Source organism: Paenibacillus sp. FSL R7-0163 (assembly GCF_037969975.1).
GTDB lineage: Bacteria > Bacillota > Bacilli > Paenibacillales > Paenibacillaceae > Paenibacillus_AQ > Paenibacillus_AQ odorifer.
This window is the reverse complement of the sequence record NZ_CP150224.1, coordinates 20,319-44,751: the sequence shown is the minus strand read 5'-3', so window position 1 is coordinate 44,751 and position 24,433 is coordinate 20,319. Positions and strand designations below refer to the sequence as shown.

At 38.6% G+C, this 24,433-nt stretch carries 21 protein-coding genes and 1 riboswitch; of the genes, 3 read left to right on the top strand and 18 right to left on the bottom strand.

What is annotated here, in order from left to right:
* Positions 1-25: 25 nt before the first annotated feature.
* From NST45_RS00205 to NST45_RS00195, 3 genes are all read right to left on the bottom strand, one after another.
* Entirely contained in the window at positions 26-1,012 is a 987-nt protein-coding gene (locus NST45_RS00205; protein ID WP_339824492.1) for a phosphotransferase, read from the bottom strand.
* A gap of 85 nt (positions 1,013-1,097) precedes the next feature.
* A complete protein-coding gene (gene thiC / locus NST45_RS00200) occupies positions 1,098-2,840 on the bottom strand; it encodes a phosphomethylpyrimidine synthase ThiC (RefSeq protein WP_076105566.1) in 1,743 nt (580 codons plus the stop codon).
* A gap of 102 nt (positions 2,841-2,942) precedes the next feature.
* Positions 2,943-3,052: riboswitch (TPP riboswitch) on the bottom strand.
* A gap of 71 nt (positions 3,053-3,123) precedes the next feature.
* On the bottom strand, positions 3,124-5,175 hold the full coding sequence (locus NST45_RS00195; RefSeq protein ID WP_076148093.1) for a beta-galactosidase: 2,052 nt from the start codon (positions 5,173-5,175) through the stop codon (positions 3,124-3,126).
* A gap of 170 nt (positions 5,176-5,345) precedes the next feature.
* Between NST45_RS00195 and NST45_RS00190 the strand changes: the two genes are divergently transcribed.
* Entirely contained in the window at positions 5,346-6,179 is an 834-nt protein-coding gene (locus tag NST45_RS00190) for an AraC family transcriptional regulator (RefSeq protein WP_076148095.1), read from the top strand.
* A gap of 55 nt (positions 6,180-6,234) precedes the next feature.
* Here the strand turns inward: NST45_RS00190 and NST45_RS00185 are convergent, their stop codons facing one another.
* The 9 genes from NST45_RS00185 to NST45_RS00145 all read right to left on the bottom strand — a co-directional run bounded on the left by NST45_RS00185 (position 6,235) and on the right by NST45_RS00145 (position 12,006).
* Positions 6,235-6,759 (bottom strand): hypothetical protein, encoded by a 525-nt coding sequence (locus tag NST45_RS00185; protein ID WP_076141929.1) that lies wholly within the window; start codon positions 6,757-6,759, stop codon positions 6,235-6,237.
* A gap of 30 nt (positions 6,760-6,789) precedes the next feature.
* On the bottom strand, positions 6,790-7,290 hold the full coding sequence (locus NST45_RS00180; protein WP_076141928.1) for a hypothetical protein: 501 nt from the start codon (positions 7,288-7,290) through the stop codon (positions 6,790-6,792).
* Between the two features lie 255 nt (positions 7,291-7,545).
* Positions 7,546-8,193 carry a hypothetical protein gene (locus NST45_RS00175; RefSeq protein ID WP_339824485.1) on the bottom strand — a complete coding sequence of 216 codons (648 nt, stop codon included), beginning with the start codon at positions 8,191-8,193 and terminating at the stop codon, positions 7,546-7,548.
* A gap of 24 nt (positions 8,194-8,217) precedes the next feature.
* Positions 8,218-8,739 (bottom strand): AAA family ATPase, encoded by a 522-nt coding sequence (locus tag NST45_RS00170; protein ID WP_038573402.1) that lies wholly within the window; start codon positions 8,737-8,739, stop codon positions 8,218-8,220.
* A gap of 16 nt (positions 8,740-8,755) precedes the next feature.
* On the bottom strand, positions 8,756-9,730 hold the full coding sequence (locus tag NST45_RS00165) for a phosphotransferase (protein ID WP_076225265.1): 975 nt from the start codon (positions 9,728-9,730) through the stop codon (positions 8,756-8,758).
* 249 nt (positions 9,731-9,979) lie between these two features.
* Positions 9,980-10,351 (bottom strand): iron chaperone, encoded by a 372-nt coding sequence (locus tag NST45_RS00160; protein ID WP_036681355.1) that lies wholly within the window; start codon positions 10,349-10,351, stop codon positions 9,980-9,982.
* Between the two features lie 58 nt (positions 10,352-10,409).
* Entirely contained in the window at positions 10,410-10,844 is a 435-nt protein-coding gene (locus NST45_RS00155; RefSeq protein ID WP_036681354.1) for a hypothetical protein, read from the bottom strand.
* Positions 10,828-11,046 carry a helix-turn-helix transcriptional regulator gene (locus NST45_RS00150; RefSeq protein WP_036681352.1) on the bottom strand — a complete coding sequence of 73 codons (219 nt, stop codon included), beginning with the start codon at positions 11,044-11,046 and terminating at the stop codon, positions 10,828-10,830. The genes NST45_RS00155 and NST45_RS00150 overlap by 17 nt, the downstream gene beginning before the upstream one ends.
* Positions 11,047-11,517: 471 nt before the next feature.
* Positions 11,518-12,006, bottom strand: a complete 489-nt coding sequence (locus NST45_RS00145) for a DUF2199 domain-containing protein (protein WP_076225266.1) — start codon at positions 12,004-12,006, stop codon at positions 11,518-11,520.
* Between the two features lie 234 nt (positions 12,007-12,240).
* Between NST45_RS00145 and NST45_RS00140 the strand changes: the two genes are divergently transcribed.
* Positions 12,241-13,443 carry a polysaccharide deacetylase family protein gene (locus NST45_RS00140; protein ID WP_076225267.1) on the top strand — a complete coding sequence of 401 codons (1,203 nt, stop codon included), beginning with the start codon at positions 12,241-12,243 and terminating at the stop codon, positions 13,441-13,443.
* 176 nt (positions 13,444-13,619) lie between these two features.
* Here the strand turns inward: NST45_RS00140 and NST45_RS00135 are convergent, their stop codons facing one another.
* Both NST45_RS00135 and NST45_RS00130 read right to left on the bottom strand, forming a co-directional pair.
* Positions 13,620-14,024, bottom strand: a complete 405-nt coding sequence (locus tag NST45_RS00135) for a GNAT family N-acetyltransferase (RefSeq protein WP_038573410.1) — start codon at positions 14,022-14,024, stop codon at positions 13,620-13,622.
* Between the two features lie 425 nt (positions 14,025-14,449).
* Positions 14,450-15,244 carry a MerR family transcriptional regulator gene (locus NST45_RS00130; RefSeq protein WP_051491188.1) on the bottom strand — a complete coding sequence of 265 codons (795 nt, stop codon included), beginning with the start codon at positions 15,242-15,244 and terminating at the stop codon, positions 14,450-14,452.
* Between the two features lie 256 nt (positions 15,245-15,500).
* Between NST45_RS00130 and NST45_RS00125 the strand changes: the two genes are divergently transcribed.
* Positions 15,501-16,175 (top strand): DUF4097 family beta strand repeat-containing protein, encoded by a 675-nt coding sequence (locus NST45_RS00125; RefSeq protein WP_036681346.1) that lies wholly within the window; start codon positions 15,501-15,503, stop codon positions 16,173-16,175.
* Between the two features lie 854 nt (positions 16,176-17,029).
* Here NST45_RS00125 and NST45_RS00120 read toward each other — a convergent pair.
* From NST45_RS00120 to NST45_RS00105, 4 genes are read right to left on the bottom strand one after another with little or no spacing between them, the layout of a single operon-like run.
* Positions 17,030-18,604, bottom strand: a complete 1,575-nt coding sequence (locus NST45_RS00120; protein WP_051491187.1) for a TnsD family Tn7-like transposition protein — start codon at positions 18,602-18,604, stop codon at positions 17,030-17,032.
* 24 nt (positions 18,605-18,628) lie between these two features.
* Positions 18,629-20,545, bottom strand: a complete 1,917-nt coding sequence (locus NST45_RS00115) for a TnsD family Tn7-like transposition protein (RefSeq protein ID WP_036681344.1) — start codon at positions 20,543-20,545, stop codon at positions 18,629-18,631.
* 20 nt (positions 20,546-20,565) lie between these two features.
* Complete coding sequence (locus tag NST45_RS00110; RefSeq protein ID WP_036681342.1) at positions 20,566-22,281, bottom strand: AAA family ATPase; 1,716 nt, start codon at positions 22,279-22,281, stop codon at positions 20,566-20,568.
* Positions 22,271-24,430, bottom strand: coding sequence for a Mu transposase C-terminal domain-containing protein (locus NST45_RS00105; RefSeq protein ID WP_036681340.1), 2,160 nt, complete (start codon positions 24,428-24,430; stop codon positions 22,271-22,273). Before NST45_RS00105 ends, NST45_RS00110 begins: the two co-directional genes overlap by 11 nt.
* Positions 24,431-24,433 lie beyond the last annotated feature (3 nt).

Genomic DNA, 24,433 nt, shown 5'->3' with positions numbered 1-24,433 from the left:
TTAGGCTATAATTCAATCGTTTTCACTATAAGTTCCCTAAGATAGCAGGTAAAATGTTCAGGTTCTTAGCCAGCCAATTCATTTCTTTTGCAAAACGTTTTGGAGGTACACTATGTTTGTCCATCGCGGCATTAATCCACCACGGGCTTTCCATATACCACAACAACTGCAATGATTTTGTTAAATACCCCTGCTCCACCGTTCGTTCCTCACGATATCCGTCAATAAATGCTGAAGCTAGTGCTCCATCTAAATCTTCATCTAAAGCAGATGACATCACTGCTCGCGCTACATCAAGCTGCGGATAATCATATTTGAACCGATCAAAATCTAGAATTGCAGACAATTGGCTATCTTGAAATAAAAGATTATCAACCCATAAATCACGATGTGCCCATCCAGCTACAAGTCCTTCGAATATTTCCGGATCTATTTCTTCAGTCGCTCTCAGTTGTATCTCTAGGTCAGTGATGAGTGAAGTTTTGCCCATTTCCTTTGATTGTTGTAGGAGTACATTCCAATGTTCTAAACGTTCCTCAGGGCTTTGGGGAATAAATTGTGGGGTTCTTTTCAAACTAAGGGTCCCATCATTTAATAAACGATGCATTTTACCTGTGGCACGACCCAAATCAAACATTTGAAGGATGTTAATTTTGCCCGGCTCTATGACACGCCCTTCACAATATTCCATAACCATAAACGTCTCTCCCATATCTGATTCCAATAAAACTTTATGGTTATAAGCCAACAATTCGGGACATGGGAGCCCCTGTAGATACAGTCTTTTCTGTTGAGAAAAAGCAAAGTTCAGCTCTTCTGGGTTATACAATTTATATCTTTTTTTGTTGTATTGTTTAAGTAGAAATGGTCCTGAATCCGTTATGATTTTCCATTTAAGATTTAACCAGCCACGTTTTATTGGGGTAGCATGAAGGACTTTCAATCCAAAAAAATGATAGAAACTATTACTTAAATCCTCTAAAATGGCTTCCTCTGAGCGAATCGCTTCCATTTCATCAACTCCTATCTATTCAAAGTATAAAAGAAGAAGCCGCCAATGACGACTTCTTTTAGATATTTCTTTTTAGCAGAAAAAGTTATCTATAAATGAGGCTCCCGCCTTGGAGAAACTCTTGCGCCTTCTCTTGCATTCCTGATTCAATTCTCGTCGTATTACGGATATTATGAGAGATCTTCATACTGCAAAATTTCGGCCCGCACATGGAACAAAAATGAGCTGTTTTAGCGCCTTCCGCAGGCAATGTCTCATCATGATATTCTAGCGCTCGCTCAGGATCTAACGATAAATGAAATTGATCACGCCAACGAAATTCAAAACGGGCTTTCGAAAGAGCGTTATCCCGGTCTTGTGCTCCTTTATGCCCTTTCGCCAAATCTGCGGCATGTGCCGCTATTTTATAAGTAATGACCCCTACACGTACATCTTCCTTATTAGGCAGGCCAAGATGCTCCTTCGGAGTTACGTAACATAACATTGCTGTACCGAACCAACCAATCATCGCTGCACCTATAGCAGAGGTAATATGATCATACCCCGGCGCAATATCTGTAGTCAGTGGACCTAACGTATAAAAAGGGGCTTCGTTGCAAGTTTCAAGTTGCTTATCCATATTCTCTTTAATCAAGTGCATCGGCACATGTCCTGGACCCTCTACCATCACCTGTACATCATGACTCCAAGCCATAGCTGTTAATTCACCTAACGTCTCTAACTCGGCAAATTGTGCTTCATCATTCGCATCAGCAATCGAACCCGGACGTAATCCATCGCCTAGGGAAAAAGAAACATCGTACAGCTTCATGATTTCACATATCTCTTCAAAATGTGTATATAAAAAGTTCTCTTGATGATGCGCAAGACACCATGCCGCCATAATGGAGCCACCTCTTGAAACAATACCTGTCATACGTTGTGCCGTCAACGGGATATAACGAAGCAGAACTCCCGCATGAATGGTAAAATAGTCCACCCCTTGCTCCGCTTGCTCAATGAGCGTATCACGGTATACTTCCCACGTTAAATCTTCCGCTTTCCCATTCACTTTTTCCAAAGCTTGATAAATAGGCACCGTTCCAATAGGAACAGGAGAATTACGGATGATCCACTCGCGTGTCGTATGGATGTTTTTACCTGTGGAGAGATCCATTATATTGTCTGCACCCCAGCGGGTAGCCCATCTCATTTTCTCCACCTCTTCCTCTATGGATGAGGATACTGCGGAGTTTCCAATATTGGCATTGATCTTTACCAAAAAATTACGCCCAATAATCATTGGTTCACTCTCTGGATGATTGATATTCGCTGGAATGATGGCGCGGCCGCGGGCTACTTCATCTCTTACAAATTCCGGTGTCACATTCTCACGAATCGCAACGTATTCCATTTCCGAAGTAATAATCCCTTTGCGTGCATAATGCATTTGAGAGACATTACGCCCCTTTTTCGCTCGCAAAGGTTTTCTATGGAGCGCTGGAAACACTTCCGCCACAGCTTTTCCCGTTGCATTCCCGTTATCTTCAGGCTTCACGGTTCTTCCTTCGTACGCTTCCACATCCCCTCGTTCCTCAATCCAGCTTAGACGATTGGGCTCTAACCCCTGACGAATATCAGTATGAATATTAGCATCCGTGTAAGCCCCACTTGTGTCATAGACATGAATTGGGGAATTCTCCTCTTCGCCGTCTATGCCCGCAGTTGGACTAAGTGAGATCTCCCGCATAGGCACCTGAATATCAGGCCGTGAACCCTTTACATACACTTTTTGACTTGCTGGAAAAGCTGATAAATTGATTGGATCGTTGTTCAATTCGCTTGTCATCTCAATTCCTCCTATAAGGTGATTTGATCAAGCGGAGACGGTCTACTCCCCACACATAGAAAAGGCCACATCTGTATAAGATGAGGCCTTAGAGTAGACAAATAGAAATAGAGCTCCATTTCCTCCGCTGGCATTATCCAGATCAGGTTTGACGGTCGATAGTTATAACTATCCTCTCAGCCTGGTCCCACCAAGCTCCCGTAACTATATAATTGCTACTTCAAAGTATAACCGAAAAGAGAGAATTATCCAAATCTACTCAAATGTGAGATCAACGTGTACGTTAGTATAACACCAGTACCCCAAATCCTTCCAGAAGCACCTCGCCCGACAATGTTGTGCCGCTCAGTAAATCTGTTTTGGTCTCATGAAGATGGATCGTGACAGGAGTCTCACTATAATTAAGCAAAAAAGCATAACTGGAAGAAGCTCCGGTACGGACTTGCAGCTCTACCTCTTCTGGGAGCTCCAGCCAATTTGCTGGCGATTGTAGATCAATTAATTTTATGATCTCAGCCGCTGCCTGTTCGTTAAATACGGCTCCGTAATACCAAACCTCACCCTTGCCGCGACGATTTCTAGTTACCGCCGGTTTTCCTGCATAATAATCAGAGGCGTAAACCGCCATCACTTCAACCGAAGCTTCCTCTATTTTGAGAATATCATTAAAGTCATCTGCTCCTGTAACGACTTCGGTCGCGCCCGACCAGCTAATTGTTGTTGGCTGACGACTGCCCTTAACCATTGTGAATTCTTCAACTGTGATCCCGCATAGATCCTTAGCAGCACCTGGGAAAGGACGCATATAACATTGACCGCGCTCATCCTTATAGCCAGTTCTACAGCCGAAGATCAGTTTGCCGCCTTGTTGAACATATTCATCCAGCAGAGACGCTGTCTCATCTGTCATAATCGCTGGGTGAGGATAGATAAGCACGTCGTACCTTGCAAGCTCCTCCAGCGTTGTTTTTTTGCGCAAATAGAGCACGTCATTAGGGATATGCTTCCGCTGAAGAGCCTTGTACCACTCCTTATTGCTCTTCCACATAAACGGGCCATGCCAAACATCGTATTCTCCATCCCACTCATTGTCATAATCACGAACAATAGCAACGTTAGCCTGATTATGAGTACCGATAAACGCTTGACCTGCTGCTGCCAGCTCCTGACCGATCTGCCCCGCTTCCCGCACTCTCCGGTTAGGCTGATTATGATAGTCATTGATTCCATGCCAATAAATTTCATTGCCCATCGTAGCTGTCCGCCAGCGGAAATATAACACCATATCTGCCCCATGAGCGATCGACTGATAAGTCCATAACCGCATCTGCCCGGGCTTTGGAGAAGGCATATCCATCCGGTTCACCCAGCCACCCGGGCCCGACTGCTGCTCCATAATGCAGAAATTCGGGGATATCGAACGAACAACAGATAACGACAGTCCCCAGCCTCTATCATTCAGCGGATTCCGCTCATTCGGGTCATAAAAAATAGTAGAGAACTGAGGATAGGAATCATAGCTGAAGAAATCCAGCAGTTCATCCGTCATTTCATGGCTATCGAGATGACCGAACAGACCGTTCGTGGTTACCCATTGCTTAGGGGCAAGTTTACGAATGATATCCGCTTGGTTTTTGGCAAAAGAAATTGTATTGTCCGAAATAAACCGCTTTTCATCCAATGCCTGATGAGGATTGGGTTGCTTCGCTACTGGAGTCGGACGTGGAAGATAGACCTGAGACCAGTCACTATAGCTTTGATTCCAAAAAACAGCTCCCCATGCCTCGTTCAAATGCTCAAGCGTAACATATTTCTGCTGTAGCCATTCCCGGAAGGCCTTATGGTCACTCTCCGAATAAAATTCACTGATCTCACAGTTGAGCTCATTATCAATTTGCCAGCCAACTACACCCGGATGATTGCCGTAATGTTCAGCCATTTGTTCTGCAATACGTGCACACAGATCCCGGTATTTAGGACTGCTGTAATTATAATGGCGGCGCATGCCATGCTGAAGTGTAACACCTTCGTAGGTTACATTTAATACTTCTGGATACTTATCAGTCAACCAAGCTGGAGGCGTTGCCGTCGGAGTACCAAGTACAACCTGAAGGCCATATTTATGTGCTAGATCAATCGCCCGATCAAAGAGCCCGAACTGAAACTCCCCTTCTGTGGGTTCAAAAATAGACCAAGCAAACTCCCCCATCCGAATGATCGTAAAGCCGAGTTCACGCATCCGGCGATAATCGTCCTCCCACATGTTTTCTGGCCAGTGCTCCGGATAATAACAAACGCCAAGCTCGAATTTTTCAGTTGCGACAGGTTTCTTCATCATTACCTCCAAAGTATTAAAAATATGCTTTCAATATTTTATAATTCTATTGTAGTATCAATGATAAGAGGTCTTATATAACAAAATATTGCTATCATATAACAATCTTGCGTTTATTTCCTTAATCCAACTTGCGCTCTGTTGCGCTACAGAAATGGGTGCTGCCAAACATGAAGAAACAATGGTATTTGCCGACACCGGCTTTTTCAAAATATGTCTGTTATCCTGAATTTTTGGGACATTACACTCACTTTCCACAACATACAGAGAGAAGAAGCGAAGGGTTTCTGGGGAGTTATAACCTGCATTTGATCTTTGGTGGGGAGGGTTATGTATTCCATGAGGGCGAACGTATTCCGATGAGTAGAGGACGAGGTTTTCTGTACCCAAAAGGGGCTTATCAGCAATACGGCTCTGACCCAGGCGAGCCTTGGGATGTCCGATGGGTTCATTTTAATACTGAAATTGTCCTCCCCTTATTAGAGGAAGTGGACCAGTCCCGTGCATACCTGTTCACTTTTGATTTGGATGCTAAGCTGGACGAGCTATTCGAGGAAATGTACCTACTGAGCGCTTCCTACGTGACCCGTAGCGAGCCAAGACTATCTGCTCTGCTGTATGAGCTTCTAGTTAAATTGCTGCAGAACTCCGAGCCGCTTCACGGCTCAGTACCGCACGAGGTTAGACAGTCCATCCGCAGTGCTGCAGATATCATTCATGTCGATTGTGCCAGCCCTTGGTCTCTTGAATCGATGGCAAGATTGACCGGGTACAGCAGCTATCATTTTCTAAGGCTGTTCCGGGTGGTTATGGGCAAAACTCCAAACCGTTATTTAACCGATTGTCGGCTGGCTAAAGCCAAGCTTTTACTGGTTTCCACAGGACTCTCCATTGCTCAGGTTGCGACTCAGTCCGGTTTTGCCCAGTCCAGCTATTTCATTAAAGTGTTCAGAAGGTTTGAAGGCATGTCTCCTGTGAAGTACCGGCAGGCTTTTGGGGCGTAGACGATCTTCCTTCAGTCCGTAGAGATTCAATCTTAGTCTCTTGGACTTATCACCCTTAAAGATCATCCTTAAGAGAAATTTCACTCTCAATATCTAAACTTATTGTTTCGGAATGAATCTCCCCTTCATTATCATTCCATGTAATAGATAAAGTGGTGTTTTCATAATTTTGTCTATTTTTATTTAATTCGTCATACGAATACGGACCTGTTATAGACCCGATATCAGTGTTACTTAATATTGAAACGGGTCCATCCGTTGACCTAGCTTCATTTACAAGAACTGTTTCATCCTTATTATTAGTGTTTTTTTCATTGACTTCATACTTATAATAGCTACTATTCACTAAAGCGCTTGGGTCTCCCTTGAACACTAACTTCCCATGTCCCCGTAAAATTTTGCTAGATGAAATTATTATTTTGTAATCTAAAACATCCCATGTATCCCCTGTACCCTTAAGCGTATATACTTGAACACCAGTGTTTAAATTTGTTTCGAACTCTTTATTGAAATATAAATAACTCCATATCGCATTCGAAATAATAACCACAGCTACAAGCACTAGGATTAGTTTTTTCATATCTGCTCCTTTATAAATACTCCCCAGCCATTATTTATATCTTAAATTCCATTCTTTTGACCAATTCGGAAATGCTTCTCCGGTCAATTCTTCGAGTGTTTTTCCATCAATGGTGTAAACCCAGCCCATATGTAATTCATCGAAATCAGGAAAACTATAGCCTCCTATCACTTCATCGTCTGCTTCTAGCAGAAAAATCAGGGTTTGTTTTTTTGTATTATCCTTCTCATTATCTAAGGGGTGGTTTTTAACGATTAACTTACTTGTAGTTATTTCCTTACCTATATAATCGATTGGATCAACACTTTGAACACTCCAATATTGTATGTATGGCATTTCCGTCAGCAGTTTTTTATCTAATAAATATTCAGAAACAATTCCTTCATTACTAATGATCAGATAGCCCATATCGGTAATAAATTGTTCAGCTTTGCTATATTCTTTTTTTGAATTATCGCTAATTTCCTCATCACTACATCCCAATAAAAAGATTAAGAATAACGGAATTATGATTCTCCTTAATTTTTTCATAGGTTCTCTCCTTGCATTGTTTATTATCTCCGCGCTCAATTTATAGATTAATCTTATTGTATGAATTTAGTATCATCAAACTCTTTAGCGTCTTATAGGCTCTCCATTCCAACCTCGCTGTTTCACCGGGAGGCTCCCATTTTATCTGCCATCCTCCATCATCCTCCTGTTGGTATTCTAATACTTTTAAATGATCAAGAATGGTTTCATCAGAAAATATGCTGCTACAGTAAGAAGTTGGTGATGGCGAAAATTCTAGAGGAGAGAGTCCATAACTGTGGGATGCGGCATCCAAGCAAAAAAAGTTGGCAGTAATAAGCTCCTTAGTAATTTTTGAAATAATCCTTTGATAAAATCCGATTGAGGTAAGCTTTCCAATAAATAAAATGCAGTTAAAATTGTATGCGCATCATCATAGGCTTGTGAGTGAATATCTTCCAAACAAATTTCTGTCGCTTTATCAAGCCAGGAATGTTCTATCCCTTGCCATTTAAGAAGCCCGACAAGACCAGTAAGTCTGCTAAATGATGGCTCTGGAGAAAGAGGGTTATTCCAATGTTCTGCTCTTGGATAGTTCGATGATGAAGGAAATATTGTTGGAATCCCTTTTTTTAAGTCAGCATGCTTTGAAATATAATCACATGCTTTTTGAGAGAGTTCTTCGTCTTTTATGTTACAGTCATATAAGAAACGTAGTGCAAATTCCATGAAAAGTGGCTGACTACTGGGTGCCTGTAAATCTGGCTCTATTGCATTTCCAAACCCACCATCTTCGTTCTGGTAGGCTATTAGAGAAGTCACAACATTGCTTATTGATCCACCGTGGAAAATATATTCAAAAACCCTTCTTTCTAATAATCTGCCATGTGTCCAAATGAAATGGGCTGCTTTTTCAAAATCCATCTGTTCCCCTCCTCAAAATTTACGCTAAGCATTTAAGTATTCAATGACACTTTTAATATAGGATTCAATCGGTTCCTTTGTATTAACAATATGTATTCTGACATTAGAGGGCTTTTTAGCATTTTCAATAGTTTTAAGTAATGTCTCTTCAGAAGGCACTCTTTCAATCTGGCTAATCATTCTTTTTCTATTTCGCAGTCTATTATTGAGCTCGTCATAGTCATTTAATAAACATTCTACATATTTATATTCCGCATTATATTTCTGGGTCAGATTCAATCCTCTCTCTATCATCTCAGAGTATAAACAAGGGCTATCGAGTATAACATTATGACCTTGAGATAAGTGAAAATCTATCAAGGCCCATTCAATATCATACGAAATTTCCCCAACTTCCTTGAACCCAAAGTTTGCTCCAAGTGATTCCATAAGAGAAGACTTTACAATGTCGTGATCAAGAATAACAGCAGAAGTATGCTGCGCTATTACTCTGGCTAATGAAGACTTCCCTGATCCGGGGTATCCAGACATCTGAAGAAAAAACAACGAGGGCCACTTCCTTTCAGACGAGATTCTTATAGGCGTTTATCGACTTCCATATAAGCTCCTCATCCTTAATTCCTTCATGGACAAATAACTTTATTGGAAAAAAGATTCCTTCCATAATCGATAATCTAACGTCCTCCACAAATTGTGTGTACGTGTATGCGTTCCTGATTTTATTGTTAATTGAATGAAAATACAGATCAAAAATACGTGTAGTCTCGGCACTGCCATGAAACAAATCGTGGATAAATAACATAACGAGATCCTCCGTACAAAGCCCAACCTTCACTGCTTCAAGATCAATGATGCACGGCCTTGAACTGCTGAACTTCGGATATAATAAATTGCCAACATTTAGATCACCATGGATGCATGTTGTATTTTGATATCTGGATATACGACTAATATGTTTCTGGGCATTTTCACGCAAGCTAAGTAAACTCTTCTCGTAAATACTAAACTGTTCTTCCCCAAGGTTATAAGTCTGTTGCTTTCTAAAAGCCAGATAGTCTCTCTCCAAATACGAAATATGCTTTAAATAATGCTCTATACTTTTCAAATGCTCGGGATGAGCTAACTCGCTTGTCCCCCAAGAAGCAGAATGAAACTGTACGATCACATCAATAATGTTTGCTAATTTATCAGAATCAATAGGTACTTCCCAGTCAGCTAAATTGGTATGTGTCGGGGTCAGATCTTCCATCAACAATATCCCCTCTTGTCCGACTGTATCATATTTATTAAAAAAGACTCTCGGAATAGATACATCCTTGGTATAGTAATGATTATAAATCATATTTTCATATGGAATATGATCTGACTTTGTGATTTTCTCTAATAACGACAAAACCTTATTGTCTTTCGTATACACTTCTATTTTATTGAGTGCTGCTCGATTGCGTATTTCTTGTTTTGTTCTTTTAATCTCAAGAATCTCAGGAACACCCTGACCTCTTAATAGCTCTAATAGTTGATCATCGTTTAGTAGCATTTTCATCCTCCAATCTGAATTGGCTCTCGCCTACAGTAGCCATTTGTCTCACTTCCATTTTTCAGCATTCATCAGGTTGAACTAACGTGTATAAATTCGCTTTCAACATTCCATCCACCTTCCAAAATATTGAATATTTCACGCTGAGAATTTAAATAAAAAAGACAAATCACGTATTAAAGTGACTTGTCCTCCGGTGCTTCCACATATAAATTTGCTTAAAATGAATTGAACGCTAAATAATACGTTTTATTTCCGCCAAAAAGTTGAACAGTCTGCCTTATCCAAAATATTAAACTCGATCATTTTTTCAAGTAATGAGAAATCAACTGGACTTTCCCATCGGATGCGTAATAACTGCTTGGTATGATCATAACCTGCCTGCACAATTTCATCAGAAAAACGATTAATTCCTGCAATTTCAGGGGCAACCGCCAAATGATGTTTGGATACACTGAAGCCAATAATAAAAGTCTCGTGATCGGTAAACATAGGCTGATTCCACGCAACTTTTGGCTTTAAATCAGTAAATTTTCCAGCTACCCAAGCCAAAACTTCTTCCATTCTTTCCCGATGTTGCGGGTTATCAATCTGCGCTAAATATTCTGCAAATACTTCCATGTCATTCTCTCCTAAAAAAATATTTTCGAATAGTCTATTTGATGTTACGTCATATCAACTACATTCTCTTAGCATAATAATTAAACAGGAAGATTCCTAAGGAGATTTGAAAAATAAAAACACCACATAACACAGTGACTACAGTTTGATCTACTCCCATTAAACTAAATACAACAGTTAGAGCCATTAGGATGTAAAAGTTAACAATATTAGTTTTCCAACCGGCTTTTTCTCTTATTCTTATTTTCCGTTCATCATTAGCCTCAATTTTACTCATTCTAACTTTCTCATCATTTTTTACTTTGTTCTGAGGCTTATTAAGCCATAACGAATACACCATATTTCCTACTCCAAGCACTGCAAGGACTGAACCCACACCAATGAGCAAACCGGAAATTCCTTTTAGCTTCTCGTCGATTAAAATAAATCCACCCATATAAACCATAATAGCACCTGCAATTGTTAAGAGCACCCATTTACTTGCCGTTTTCATTACCCAGCTCCTCCTCGTAAATGAAAATATCTTCAATACTCATTTCAAAAAATCGCGCAATTTTAAATGCAAGAATGATGGATGGATTATACCGGCCATTTTCAAGTGAACCAATCGTTTGCCTAGATACTTCCAATTTATCCGCTAGTTCTTCTTGTTTAATACCTTTTTCTTTTCTAATCTCTTCAAGCCTGTTTTTCAATATCTTACCCCCTGAAGCAATTATGGAAAGTTAACTTTCCGTAAGAATAACACATTGGAATGTGTATGTAAAGCTAACTTTCCATTAACTGAAATTGATTGCAATTTAACCCGTGATCTTTATAGGTGTAATAATTTAGGGCACGCCTTGTTGATACTACATCTGTAGAATTGGGCATGAAAAAACGCCACCCGTTAACTCCCTTATAGGAGTACGGGGTGACGCTGAGTGTTTCACGGGCGACAACTTATGAAAGAAAAGTTCAGTTAGCTTAGCCTGTTTCAAGAATATCCCATCCGAAAGTTTGCCTTTTGGATAAAAAAGTCCCGATGATTATTCACATCATCGGGACTAACCGTATCATTGTCAGCAGAAAATAAAGTCTTAGACTTAGCAGACCAAGGAGAGCGGCGTAGATATGATTTAGTAATCTGCCGGCAGCTTCTTCGACTATACATTCAAATTCTTCTCTTACTGACTATGATTTATTAAATGAGCAATTTCTTTAACTCTCCCCATTGTAATTCCTTCTCTTTGTTCAACTGCAAGTGGATGATTCGTTTGTTCTAATTCTATTAACGGAACAGCACCAACCTCTTGTGTATGTACCATTGTCTTTAACGATAATGTAGTTATTGGATATATTGAAAGTTCAGTCGATAACCAACCAAAATAAGGTTCTTCCGTTTTCCTTCCTTCTACGTGCAATAATTCATTAGACTTCAGAAAGTTTTCTTCACTAAGAGAAACCCAAACACTCCATATAAATTTCTCTTTGCTATCAATTATTGGTATTTCAATATGGCCTCTAATAAAGAAATGCTGTTCATCAATTACACAAAAATCTCTAATTAATTCTGTTCTCTTCTCTTCTGGTACAGTGTAAAAATAATATGGTGCTTCACTTCCGTAACATAAAGGAAGTTCACTTAATTCGTTGTTACAGTGAGGGCATTTCATGTTTTCTGCTCCTTATAGTTTCTCGCCGATTTCTTATAACGTCTTATTCGGGAACTTTGTGATAATTCCATCTTTTGAATATTCGCGAAATTACTGAGTTATCCTGCCCTTTACTTCTATAAAAAGGGCAACTCTGATCGGCTGAAAAACTGTCCAAGAATCCCTGTCACATTTTTGGGTGTCTGAAGCGTTATATATATATTAATGCAATCAGGATGTAGGGAGACTTAAACATTGAAACTAAACAAACTAAAACTAAAAAAATATTATATCCTCGTAATTTTATCGCTAATGGTCTGCTTGTCTGCTCTTCTTACGTATAAAACTATGTCTAAGCTGGAAATCACCAGTGTTGACGGATACAAGATCACAACAGATGCCTATGTTCTGAATCCGGATCATGAATTTATGCTTGCTAAAGACGTAGCTGAGCAGGTTCTTAATGCCCGTATCGGCTGGGAGAAGCAGACTCCACTTCCCGAGGGCATTTACTACAAAGATCAGGTGGCGGTACTCATGTACCATCATCTCACAGAAGAATCGTTATCGCTTTATCCCGGTGTATTATCCGCAGAACAGTTTGATGAACAAATGCGGCTGCTGAAGCAGGAGGGCTTTCAGGTCATTACGATGGAGCAATACCGGCAGTTTATGCTGGAGAATGCTCCGGTTCCCGATAATGCAGTTCTGCTGACTTTTGATGATGGTTATGAGAGCTTTTATAAGCTGGCGTTTCCTATTCTGCAAAAGCATGGTTACACCGCAATTAACTTCATCATTGTTTCTGATGTTGATAACCCGGATGGGCGGAAGGTACCAAAACTGACCTGGGAGCAGATGAGGGAGATGAAACGTGCCGGAATGGGCTTCTATAATCATACGTACAATCTGCATTATTATGGCGTTGTCGATGCAGAAGGAGGTACCCGTCCGTCGGCGAGTGCCTTGCTGTACATTGATGATGAGAACCGCAATGAGCTGAATGAAGAATACTACAGAAGGGTAACCGGGGACCTGGCTCTGGCGGAACGCAGGCTAAAGGAAGAGCTAGGCAATACGGATTCAGCTATTGCTTTTCCCTACGGTTCCTATAATGAAAAGCTGCTGGATGCAAGCGATTCACTCGGAATCAAATTGAAATTCAATACCCGGGAGGGCTTAAGCTCCAGAACGAATCTGAACGCACCGCGGATTAACGAAGGGGACGAAACCCTCACCGCGGCTTTATCCATAGAACAGCTGAAGCATACTGAGCCGCTGATGGAGTTGACTGTGAATTCCAGAAAGGTCCCTCTTATCGGGACTCAGCCGCAGTTGAGGAATGGAAAATTGATGGTTCCGTTAGGCCCGCTAAGCAGATCACTGGGGATAGAGATGCATTACGACCACCGCAGCCGGACATTGAAACTGACACACAGCAGCTTGAACAAGGCTTGAGTGATAACTCAAATTTTGTACCATAGATATCAGAGGGAATACGAACGGTATCAAGCGAGTGATAATCGGACGCATGGAGGACTCTTTTACCCACGTGGCTGAAATCGTCAGATTCATAAAAAATAAGTATTAGACTGCCGCTGTTATTGTTCAATTATCGTGACCCGTTAGTTTAATCATATCAACTCTGAGATAAACATTGGTGTAGCTCCATCCTCTGTATTAAAGCCAAATTTATTATAGAAATCCACTGCATGCGGATAAGAAATTAATACTTTGGTTTTACACCCTTTATATCTATCAAGCATTATATTCATCATTTCCTTTCCTATACCTATACTCTGATAACTCGGATTAATAAGCATATAATGAAAATATACCGTTAAAACACCATCTGACAAAGCATTTATTAAACCGACAAGCTTTCCTCCTTCCCAAGCGGTAACAATTGAATGAGACCCTCCGATTGCTTGTAAAAGCTCGTTTGGATACTTGCCAGACTCCCATTCTACCGAAAGAAATAACTCTTGGAGTGCATCCTTAGTGATATCCTCTTTGCTTGAAGCGTAATAAATACTCACCCCTATACCTTCCTTTCATAAAACTAACTACGGCACAGCATCTGTTTTAAACTCCCATATTTCGATGGTTTTGCAATCCTTACGAAGCCATAAAATAATACCAACAAAGAAATTTCGGATTTATCAAAGTGAATAATCACTTTATTTACCTCAATATACTATTAAAAATATGTATAGAAAATGGATTAACTGAAGTGGAATTTGTATTTATTCACATTAGAGAATTCATGATAATACTTTTTTCACTTAAGCATACAAATCCTAAGAGGCATATAGTGTTAATCTGCCAGTTAGCTAAATAGATAACATTGAACAATAGTTAAATATTTAGCTAATCGGCGAAGTATAACGTTCTTGTCCTCAGCCTGGGGCAAGAAACGTGATTGCTTAATCAAAAAAAAGCCGCTAAATTAGCGACTTTTAATCTAACATGTGCTTTTCTTAATGAACAGTTGTATCTGATAATCCCACTGCAATATTCCAGTCACAATAATGTTATGAAGAACAAAATCTGGACACACATCGTATTCCGTCTTTGCCCTTTCAAGTAAATTTTGTAATACAGCATTCTTATTCTCTTCGGTACAGTTTGCACACAGATAGTCCCCTTCTGGTAGCACAGTTAACCCCTCTAAAGACGGATATTTCAAGCAAACAGCAAATAACCGTGTTATTCCTTCAGTCGTAAACATTCCCGCCATATCTTCAAACAGAAATTGTGAATGCAGAGAAGTCTCAATTTGTTGATAGAAATGTCTGTGATAGTCCCATAAATTCTTAAGTGTGGGGCTTTCCATTTTATTCGAAAACATAATTACCCTTTCCTCTATGTGTCTGACAAAGTAATTTTCACTTTGACTATAATCGTTGTGGAACTTATTTTCATAATGTAGATAGGCACGTTTAATTTTCGATTTTGCATACTGCAGACGAGCAATTTTATCGTCTGCTCTTTTTTCTGCCTGTTTTAGAAAATCAATTACTTTAGTGAGATCATTCTGCTGCAATATATCTTTAATATCCATTAAAGTAAGATCCATTGCTTTGAGCAGTTCAATGGTTTGCAGCTTTACGAGCTCCTGCTCGGAATAGTATCGATATCCCGACAATTCATCTTTATGGCATGGCTTGACTAATCCAATACGATCATAGTGCCGCAAGGTCTCACTGGTCATCTCTACGATTTCTGCTGCTTGCTTAATTGTAAAATAGTTGTTCATATCTACCCTCTTGACCTTTTTGTAACACAAAAGTTTATGATGATTAAAACATATGCGACTGATAAACGCAACGAAATACAAAAATGATCCGATCCAACTCTTGCAACATATTTGGGTAGACTTTTTCAAGATCATTATGTTCAACTCTAATGCTTAGTTGCATATCGCAATTTTTTTTGCAGAGCAGCTTAGGATTGGTATTCGTAGGACTGGCTATATTAAAAAGAAAAATGATTTAACAAAGGAGCATTTTATAATGAAAAGTACTGCAAAAAAATTACTAACTACTATAGGCATATTGGTGACACTATTGATATCATTGGCAGGATGCTCCTCCCACTCCACTTCCATGGAGGAAAAAAATTACATCATCCCTGCCCAAAAGATTGATACCTTAACAATTGATGTAAAGGACAAAAAAATAACTATCCTCCAATCTAAAGATGAACAAATTCATATTGTTTACTATGAAAGTGAGAAAGATTTTTACAAGATTGATCTATCTGATGATAAAGAACTATCAATGGTAAGTGACAGTAATAAGGAATGGAACGACTATATCGGAGGAAAAGGCTCGCAAGTAACCAGAACTATTCAGGTATGGATACCTGACGCAACTTTAAAAAATTTGACTTTAAAAACATCAAATGAAAGTATTGTATTACCAACAATCGCGTTTTTGGGGACAGTGGAAGTAAACATAAATAACGGAAATATCCAATTGGACAAATTGAATGCAGGGGCGGCTATAACCCTTGAAACAAAAAACGGAAATATTAGCGGTTCAATTCTAGGGTCATATGATGATTTCGCGATCTTAAGCAAGGTAAAGAAAGGAGATAGCAATTTGCCTGCCAATAAAGAGAATGGTTCAAAAAAATTATCTGCTTATACAAATAACGGAAATATTAACTTGCAATTTTCTGAGTAGCCAGTAGTTAAATATTAGCTCGTATGAAGTCAGATACAATATTGAAAGGGATAACCCCTGTTTCACTTTTGAAACTTCTGGCCTACCTCTTCGACTATTCCACCGGCCTATGACCGATACAATATCCCTCCCTCTTGTAATGGAAAATCACCTTGATAAAGTTGTTAATCCGACCCGTAAATCGATTATCTTATGATGTACCCGAGGGCCAAAATTAAGCTTGATCGTGAATTCCATCAAAATAAGGTATAAGCCGCATTACAGCGGCTTATACCTTCATGATTTTGTTTGACTGTTTTGAACCATCCTTTGGAACTGAATGTATCCGATGCATATAAAAAGTACTACTATCGATATAATTAAAATAATACCGTATATTGAATATTTAAACTTTCCTGCCAGTTAGCTTAATGAAGCATCGTCAGTCTAATACTTTATTTTCTTTTGACAATGTTCAGATACATTAATGTTGTGAAGTGAAAAAACCTTGTATATCAAGGTTTTTTCTTGTTTCTTTAAATTTATAAACTACATTAAAGTTATGAAGTGACAATGGGTTAAAATTATTAATGACATTATAGTTGTGAAGTAATACGTTTCTTTATAATTATATCTTGAAACGATAGCCAAAATGGTTAACGAGTTCAAGAAACTCATTATATATCCCAACTACCTTTTCACTAAATCGTTATAAACCAGCTTTAATAAAATATTTAAAGCAAGCTTTGGTCCTCTTTTGCCCCAAATCAAGTAGAATTTGTTAACCAGATAGATATGCATTATTTGCAAAATAATGTTACTAACTCCTCAATGATTTCCTTTACTCAAAGTATTGATTTAATTATTCACCATACTTATTCATTTCTTTTCTTCGTTAAACTATGTAACCGTTCTGAGGTACATGGCAACTTCTCCAACTTTGTACGTAACATTGTTGAGCGATGAAGGAGTCTTCCCACCTCATTTCTTGATAAAGATCTATCACTGGATTCTCTGATCTTATTAGCTACCCGATCAATCTCTTGTACAAATTCTGTATCACGTAATGTCCAATCCACCCTTATGTATTTTTTGTTTGTTCTCCTTTTCGTGTGTTCTTTCGCTTTCCGCTCTACAGGTTTAATAAGTATCTTCAGTTCGTCGTAGACTACTGTACGCCCCAGCTTTAGTTTCTCATTTTGGTTTTTTATTGTTCTAGGATCAACACCAAGTCTTCTAGCCTTCTCACATAATCCAAGAGTCCCATTATTCAGCTCCTCTAGCTTATTGACCCAGACAGAGCCAAACTGTTTAATACGCCCAATGCGGAATTCATCATTTTTATCGCTATCTGGTCCACGCCTTGAATAAACAAATCCGCAACCGCAACTAAACGTCCCCACCGGCTTTCCGGTATCAGAACATCTCGATACAACAACGTCAGCGATTATCTTTTCTCGAAAATGAGTAGCTGCCTTATTTAAACAAGGCCATGGCCCATCTCCAAATGGAGATAGAATAGTAGTGCTCCCTCCTTCTATAATGTCCTTCATTTCTATCTCTAAAAATATTTGCAGCAGAATATGTCTTAGAGGATGTGTAAGATGACGCGGTTTTCGAAGCATTTTATGTAACCAAGTAAATTGACTATCTTCATCTATAGAGCAACCAAGTTTGTCTAGATATGCCATACCATAAAAAGTAATGAAGTCAGGAAGTAATTCCTTAAATCTGATATTTCCCTTTGCTGTGAGCATCCCCCGTTGAGCTAATCTCCGCAAATATATATTTCTTATTCCTTCTTGAATTAAAGGCTGGCTATTCATCTTCAATATTTGCGCTGAGCGTGTAGCAATCAAAAATTCTTTATCTTCACCACGGAAGGAAACCAAATTTTGTTCATCTCTTAAGACAGACTCGAGCATAACAAACTCATGCTTATTCTTTCGCTGAGAGAACAAAATAGAAGAGTCGCTAAGGGTGGCATTATGTAATGGACAAACTGAGACACCAGTCAATTGATGAACTCGATGCCAATACGCTATGCCATATTTTTCGCGATCAGATCCTATACATGCTGGACAGTATCGCAGATATGCTGGTTTGCAGACACCACTTGCTGGGAATCCCATTTTCATATTTATTGACTGCCCATCTCCATAAAGCATTTCTTCATAAACCCAGTTGTAGCGCTCTATAGAGATAAATGGTTTAAAATAAGGCAGCAAGGTAAGCTTATCTAACAATTTGTCTACTGAAATTGCTTTACCAGGGATCAGCGAATATAACTGCATGAGGTGGCTCGGAAGATCTGTTACTGCACACACAGTTTGCTTATTAAATATATCCATCATCGTTTTTTTTGTGCTTTCATTACCAGACCTAGCATGATAACGGGCTAAAACACTGTACAATAGTTCGTCAGGTAGTGGAGGTGGAAAATAAATCATCGATAACCCCATTCTCTCTAATAATTATTTGTAGTATTTAAGTGCCTCATTTTCTGCCCACTCTAATGCTTTCGGAGAACATTTTTTATAAACATGACTAAGATGCTGTAGTCGTTTTTTTGTTAATCTCCTATAACTCGAACCCATAAACTTCTCTAATATATATGGAAATATTCTAATTGCGCATTCATCTATTGTTTCTACATTGGATTCCATTAGCTCTGTTGTGCGATGCAAATATTTACGAAAGTGGTAATATCGAATTTTCAGTGTTTTAGGTATAGCACGTAAAAAACACTCTTTAGTAAATTGATTTGTTGATGGGTATGCTTTTACCTGCTTAATAGCTTTATTGATAATTTGGAACATTTCCTCATCTACCGTGTCTAAATTAAACTTCTGGTTACCTTGTTTTGGGGGCAAAATCCCATCTATCCATTCCCGATCATTCTTCATAAGCCAGTCATAACGGCGAGTACTGTACTTACGAATTTGCAAACGCGAAGCAGCAGGACCTGAAACCTCTATGGCATCCTTCACCGTATTCCGATACTCCTCTATTTTAAGCGATGTACTTGCAGCAGTTTCGTGATAACCCATTTTCAAAATCGCTGCTTGTTCAAGCTTGTCTTGATATGACCTATCACGTTTTAAATTTCTATACGGTTTTAGATATTTCCTTAAAGTCCTTCGATTCGTTAAAAGTTGCGCTGCAATTTTATCCATTATCAAGCCTTCTTCAAAAAGTTGGATTGCACGATTCATAAATAATGCTCCCATTGTTTCTATCGTATATTGCTTTTCATCTTCCGGGTGCGGAAGTCCCCCTCTAGTATAGATCATTCCACAATAAGGACAGATAAATCGACCAGTGATCCAAGCATGAGCTGTGCGTTTAACATTAGGGATAGCTCTTTGATTATATTTCGGACAGATTGCATTGATACAAAGCCATGGTCCATTACCAAAAGGTACAGGTAAAGAATAATTTTGATCTATATATATAAAATCTTCTAAGTTACCTGCAAGGAACCTTATAACTAACAAATATAAAATTATTCTCTCCTTAAGGTTATCCTTCTGAAGAAAACACATTATACTTCTTGAACCTAAAAGATGAATCGAATCAAGTCCGATTGTAGATAGGTAAGAATTATCATAAAACTTTATCACATCAGTAAGTAATTTTTTCTTATATATATGTTCTCCCCGAAAGTGAATGTAGCCTTTGACTCCAAGATAAGAAATTAATTTTATATATATAATTTCCAGATTGATACTCTTTAGCTGAAATAAAGTATTAAAATCTGAAAGTAACTGTTTATTTTCTAAGCTATCTTGTACCCCATTATTATTGTCTATTAGTATTTCATGTCCATTTGGACATTTTGGCTCAATAAGCATTTGACTTCCTTTTTCATCAGTTAATGATGTATTACAAATAGGACACACGTCAATTAAACCACTACCATGTATATGGCACATTTTAAGAAAGGAAAATTGGTGTGTACGATGCAAGTAAACAATCCCGTATTTAGAGAAATCATCGTATATGCAAATAGGACAATAATGAGAGGTATTATGGAGTAGAGATTGGGTCAATCTCTGAAGCATAAATCGATCACTTAATTCATAATTTTTCGAATACATAACCTCCCATAGTTTTATTTGTTTATCAACAGTTAGAAATGATCTAAAGAAAGGAAGGTAGGTGTGATTTTCGATTATTCTTTGCGCAAACTCAATAGTTAGTCCAAATTCATCAGTAATTCGAGAAAGGTTAAGTGGAATTATATTTGCTTTTTTCCTAGCACCTTTTTCTCCAAACAATTCAATATTACTCATCGTGAAAGTCAATGGAGATCGAAGGTAATATCGATGCACAATGCTCCGAAAATCTTCGTCAGGATACGTTGAAGGAAAAGCCACTATATTTCCCATAAGTACCTCCTATCTACTCTCTATAAGAACTCGTCATATTCCCCAACTAACCCTGCTTTCCGAAGTGCCTCATCAACACTTAATTTATCTGTTCTCCCTTGTGAAACAATAAAACGAATATCACATTCGTCTAAATCAAGCTTTGTGGACTTATTCCTTCCCCTTTTCCGTGTAATTCCAACAACTTCTGAAGTATTATAATTTGGGCTATCAGATTTACCTTCAAAAACAAGTTTAGCTATCTCTAAATATAATAATTCCATATCATGGCCAGCTTCCCGGTTATGGAGTTCGACCTTTTCGGCATAGCACAATGCAATTTCTTCAGCACAACCCATTTTCATCGCAAATGTAACAAGCTGCTCAATTAATACTTTTCTATTATGCTGCAGCATAATAAGCTTATGTTCCTCTGAGAGGTGCCCATCTATAGTAATGCGATGCTGCGAATCCTTCAGATATTCTTTAAAGGTGATCCAATCCGGCTTTAAATCCTCATATTCACTAGGATCAATGTCTACACCTCTCCTTATAAGTTCGAAGATCGGCTGAACAAGTCGAAAGGTTCTGTTTGCTACTTTTTCAATCAATTCAGTAGTAATAATTTCATTATCTTCATATAAAATTGCCCGGCATTGAACATGCATGAATAATTTCACGGCAAAGTCGGGTATGCCCAGTGTATGATAATACATTATCGCCTTTAGCTCCGGAGTAAGTGGTGTAAACTTATTCGTGTATTGTAGTTCCCAAATTCCTTCTAAAAAAATATCCCATTCTAGATCATCCTTCATCCGATCCGTAATATTCTCCGCGTATCCGTCTGGAATTCCGCGCCGAGTATTAGCAAGAGAGGTTTTAAATAAGTAAAGAGCTTTAAACGTACCAATTAGCACAATTGGTATACCAAGTGAATTTGTAAGTTCAGTTATGAAATCGATCATTTTCTCTTCGCCACCTGAGTGCCCTTTGTGAATCCTTTGTATTTCATCAATGAATAAGCCACCTAAACTGATATTTCCGGCAACCTTTGCCATTCTTTTGGCCAGAACTTCAGCACGACCATCTTTTTCGGCTAATTCTTCATAATAGTTGCTTCCTAATAACTGATCAACAGCCCAATAAAAATTTCGGCAAAGTGCACCTACCGATTTATTACTAGGACACTCAATGTGAAGCCAAACAACTTGTTTTACCGGGAAGGGCTCTCCATCGTACGCCACATGGTGGATAACTTGTGGAAAAAGCCTTAGCAGTCTTTCATAAGATTTCGTTTTCCCCATGCCACTAAGTCCAATATCCGCCATCATTTGAGCCGTTTGAATATTTCCAGCTAAATTTCTACCCTCTTCATCTGTGCCATGGGATAAAATTTCATCTAAACCTATTGCCATTTCTCTTTGGTAAATGGCGCTTAATGGGTTTCGAGATTGATATCCAATTTTTATCATGTTGTATATATTTCGATATCTCTCGAAATGAGTTATTAATGGCTTCCAATATCCCGGCTTGATTTGTTGAATAAGTTCTAAGCGCTCTTCCAGATCCAGCTGATTTAGATCTCCAGAAAAGCGAGGGGCTGAATCCAGCATCTGATACAATTGATCTTGATTTAGCCTAGGCGGTATTGCTTCTATGAATGGATTTCCCTGATAGGCCTCAACAATCTGTTTATGATATGATGCTTTAATTTGTCTGCCCTTTAGATAAATATAACGTTCTTGTTCACCCACCATTATTGGATGACCTCCTTTCCTGATTTTTTCCTAAAAGAAATATCTGCATCTTATTCAACTTCTGGGGTTCTTCCATAGAAGAAATCATTGGAGCCCGGTTCTCATGTTTAGCATTTTCAGATATAACCTGCGACTTCTGAGATTCGGTAGTAGCTGTCCAAGCATTTGCACTGGATTCAATTCTCTTCTCAAGCTTCCTAACACTCCGTTTATTTTTAAATTTAGCTGATCTGGGCTTGCCTTTTTGGGCTTCTTTTATTTTCGCTACTTCTACTTGAGTCAGGTTTTTGGCCACTGTATCTAGCTCTGCTTCAATTTGATTTCTATCTGCCTTCACCTTCATTAACTGTTTTTTCTTGAATTTCATAATTGAATTTACATCTTCAAAATGAAGACCCTCATACTCCTTAAACCTTTCAGTTAGAAAGAGTTGCTCCTCTTTTCCGTTTTTGAGCATGATAAATACACTGCTGCAATTTCGAGGATCATAACTAACGGTTATCTCACTTTTACCTTCAATCATCTCGTCCTCAAACCAACCGTCTTCTTCACCACGTTGGCAGAAGTATCCCAGTTTTTTTAAAATCACACCACTTCGGGTAATCTTGCACTTTTCTTTAGGAAGAAGTGCGTGTCGAATTAAACTGCGTGGTTGCTCCTGTAGAAGATTATGTTCCATCCCCCAATTCCACATTGATAGAGGAGTCAACTCCACATTATCAACGAACATTTCCTTTGAAACTAAAAATTCATCACTTAATGCCTTTCGGTTATATTCCAGGACGAATAAAATAACTAGTTTTGTGAATGCTTCAAATGTATACGCAGCCTTCTCTTCGGGATTTTTATCCCCCCTAACTCTATGTTCCTTATCCACTCCTCCAGGCATGACCTCTCTCATCCGCATGCAAAAACTTCTGAATTGCTGTTCTATATAGGGTTTTAAATCCGCACGATAGGAAGGAGGATTACCTATACGTACATTGAGAAGTGCCAGGTTGTTAGAATTTTTGCTTTTCATTTCTCCTCGGTCACCAACAATATATCTAGGTAAATGTTTAGCTGGCCAATCTTCTTCATTTATTGCTATCCCAAACTGTGCGCAATATGCGACCTTATCAGTTGCGGCATTTTCAAGTGCTACCATTTCTTCTTCCCAAGAAGGGGTTTTACACACGTGTACCCCTGCAATCAATCTGTTTAGGGCATCTTTTACAAAATAAACATGTGGCCTTCCGATAACAGTTCTATGATCGATCGAGACTAATATAACATCAGCAGGTGTTGAATCCGTTTCGTATAGTGCTCCAGGTCCTTGGAGGTCACCATTTGCAGATTTAAGATGAGATCTTGCAATCATTTCAGCTTTTCGCGGGCCAAATTTAGCAGCAGTTTTTCTCTTTTTATTAAACTCCTTATTATACCAATACATAAACTGCCTCAATGAAGGGCCAGCAACTATTGGAATTAACTCGTTATATTTTCTATAATGTCCATCAGAGTATTCTTCCTCACACATATGTTTGTGCGTCGCTCTAAGATTCATTCCTTGGTCCGTATGGAATTTCTTAATTGCTTTTTTAAACTTGTCTTTGTCCTCCTTGGTTATAATGAAACTTTTACCATTCTCAGGTTTCGGGCCTGTATTTATATTTCTTTTTAATGGGCTAGTTGAAACCCCAACGTCAAAATAATCATTTAAAAGACCATTCACTTTCTTTCCATAGAACCAGTACTTCTTCAATAAACTATAGACCCAATTCACTTGTTTCTTGAATTGATCTGCTACCTCACTAACTAGCTTTCCTCTTTTTTCAGGTATGTAAATATTGGGTTCTTTACATACAATATTCTCAATAATCGCGAATTTTTCATCTCTTCTTTTGGAGTATTTATTTAGATATTTTTCATCAGGAGCGATCAAACGCATGTCGGGGTCGATAGGTTCTATTTGGGCATTACCGCATTCCAGGTCAAATAATAAATCTTTATAATCTCGGAAATAAGGAAATGGTATTTTCTTTTTATCATCAATGTTAATGAGGACAACTTGAGATCGATCAGGAGCGATCCACAATACACGTTCAAAAGTTCGTTTTTTATTAAGACCAACATCAAGGAAACAGATAATAGAATTTTGATAAATCATTTT

Coding starts and splice junctions, on each gene's coding strand:
- NST45_RS00205 (WP_339824492.1), bottom strand. CDS start 1,012: ATGGAAGCGATTCGCTCAGAGGAAGCCATTTTAGAGGATTTAAGTAAT.
- thiC (WP_076105566.1), bottom strand. CDS start 2,840: ATGACAAGCGAATTGAACAACGATCCAATCAATTTATCAGCTTTTCCA.
- NST45_RS00195 (WP_076148093.1), bottom strand. CDS start 5,175: ATGAAGAAACCTGTCGCAACTGAAAAATTCGAGCTTGGCGTTTGTTAT.
- NST45_RS00190 (WP_076148095.1), top strand. CDS start 5,346: ATGAAGAAACAATGGTATTTGCCGACACCGGCTTTTTCAAAATATGTC.
- NST45_RS00185 (WP_076141929.1), bottom strand. CDS start 6,759: ATGAAAAAACTAATCCTAGTGCTTGTAGCTGTGGTTATTATTTCGAAT.
- NST45_RS00180 (WP_076141928.1), bottom strand. CDS start 7,290: ATGAAAAAATTAAGGAGAATCATAATTCCGTTATTCTTAATCTTTTTA.
- NST45_RS00175 (WP_339824485.1), bottom strand. CDS start 8,193: ATGGATTTTGAAAAAGCAGCCCATTTCATTTGGACACATGGCAGATTA.
- NST45_RS00165 (WP_076225265.1), bottom strand. CDS start 9,730: ATGCTACTAAACGATGATCAACTATTAGAGCTATTAAGAGGTCAGGGT.
- NST45_RS00160 (WP_036681355.1), bottom strand. CDS start 10,351: ATGGAAGTATTTGCAGAATATTTAGCGCAGATTGATAACCCGCAACAT.
- NST45_RS00155 (WP_036681354.1), bottom strand. CDS start 10,844: ATGAAAACGGCAAGTAAATGGGTGCTCTTAACAATTGCAGGTGCTATT.
- NST45_RS00145 (WP_076225266.1), bottom strand. CDS start 12,006: ATGAAATGCCCTCACTGTAACAACGAATTAAGTGAACTTCCTTTATGT.
- NST45_RS00130 (WP_051491188.1), bottom strand. CDS start 15,244: ATGAACAACTATTTTACAATTAAGCAAGCAGCAGAAATCGTAGAGATG.
- NST45_RS00125 (WP_036681346.1), top strand. CDS start 15,501: ATGAAAAGTACTGCAAAAAAATTACTAACTACTATAGGCATATTGGTG.
- NST45_RS00120 (WP_051491187.1), bottom strand. CDS start 18,604: ATGATTTATTTTCCACCTCCACTACCTGACGAACTATTGTACAGTGTT.
- NST45_RS00115 (WP_036681344.1), bottom strand. CDS start 20,545: ATGGGAAATATAGTGGCTTTTCCTTCAACGTATCCTGACGAAGATTTT.
- NST45_RS00110 (WP_036681342.1), bottom strand. CDS start 22,281: ATGGTGGGTGAACAAGAACGTTATATTTATCTAAAGGGCAGACAAATT.
- NST45_RS00105 (WP_036681340.1), bottom strand. CDS start 24,430: ATGATTTATCAAAATTCTATTATCTGTTTCCTTGATGTTGGTCTTAAT.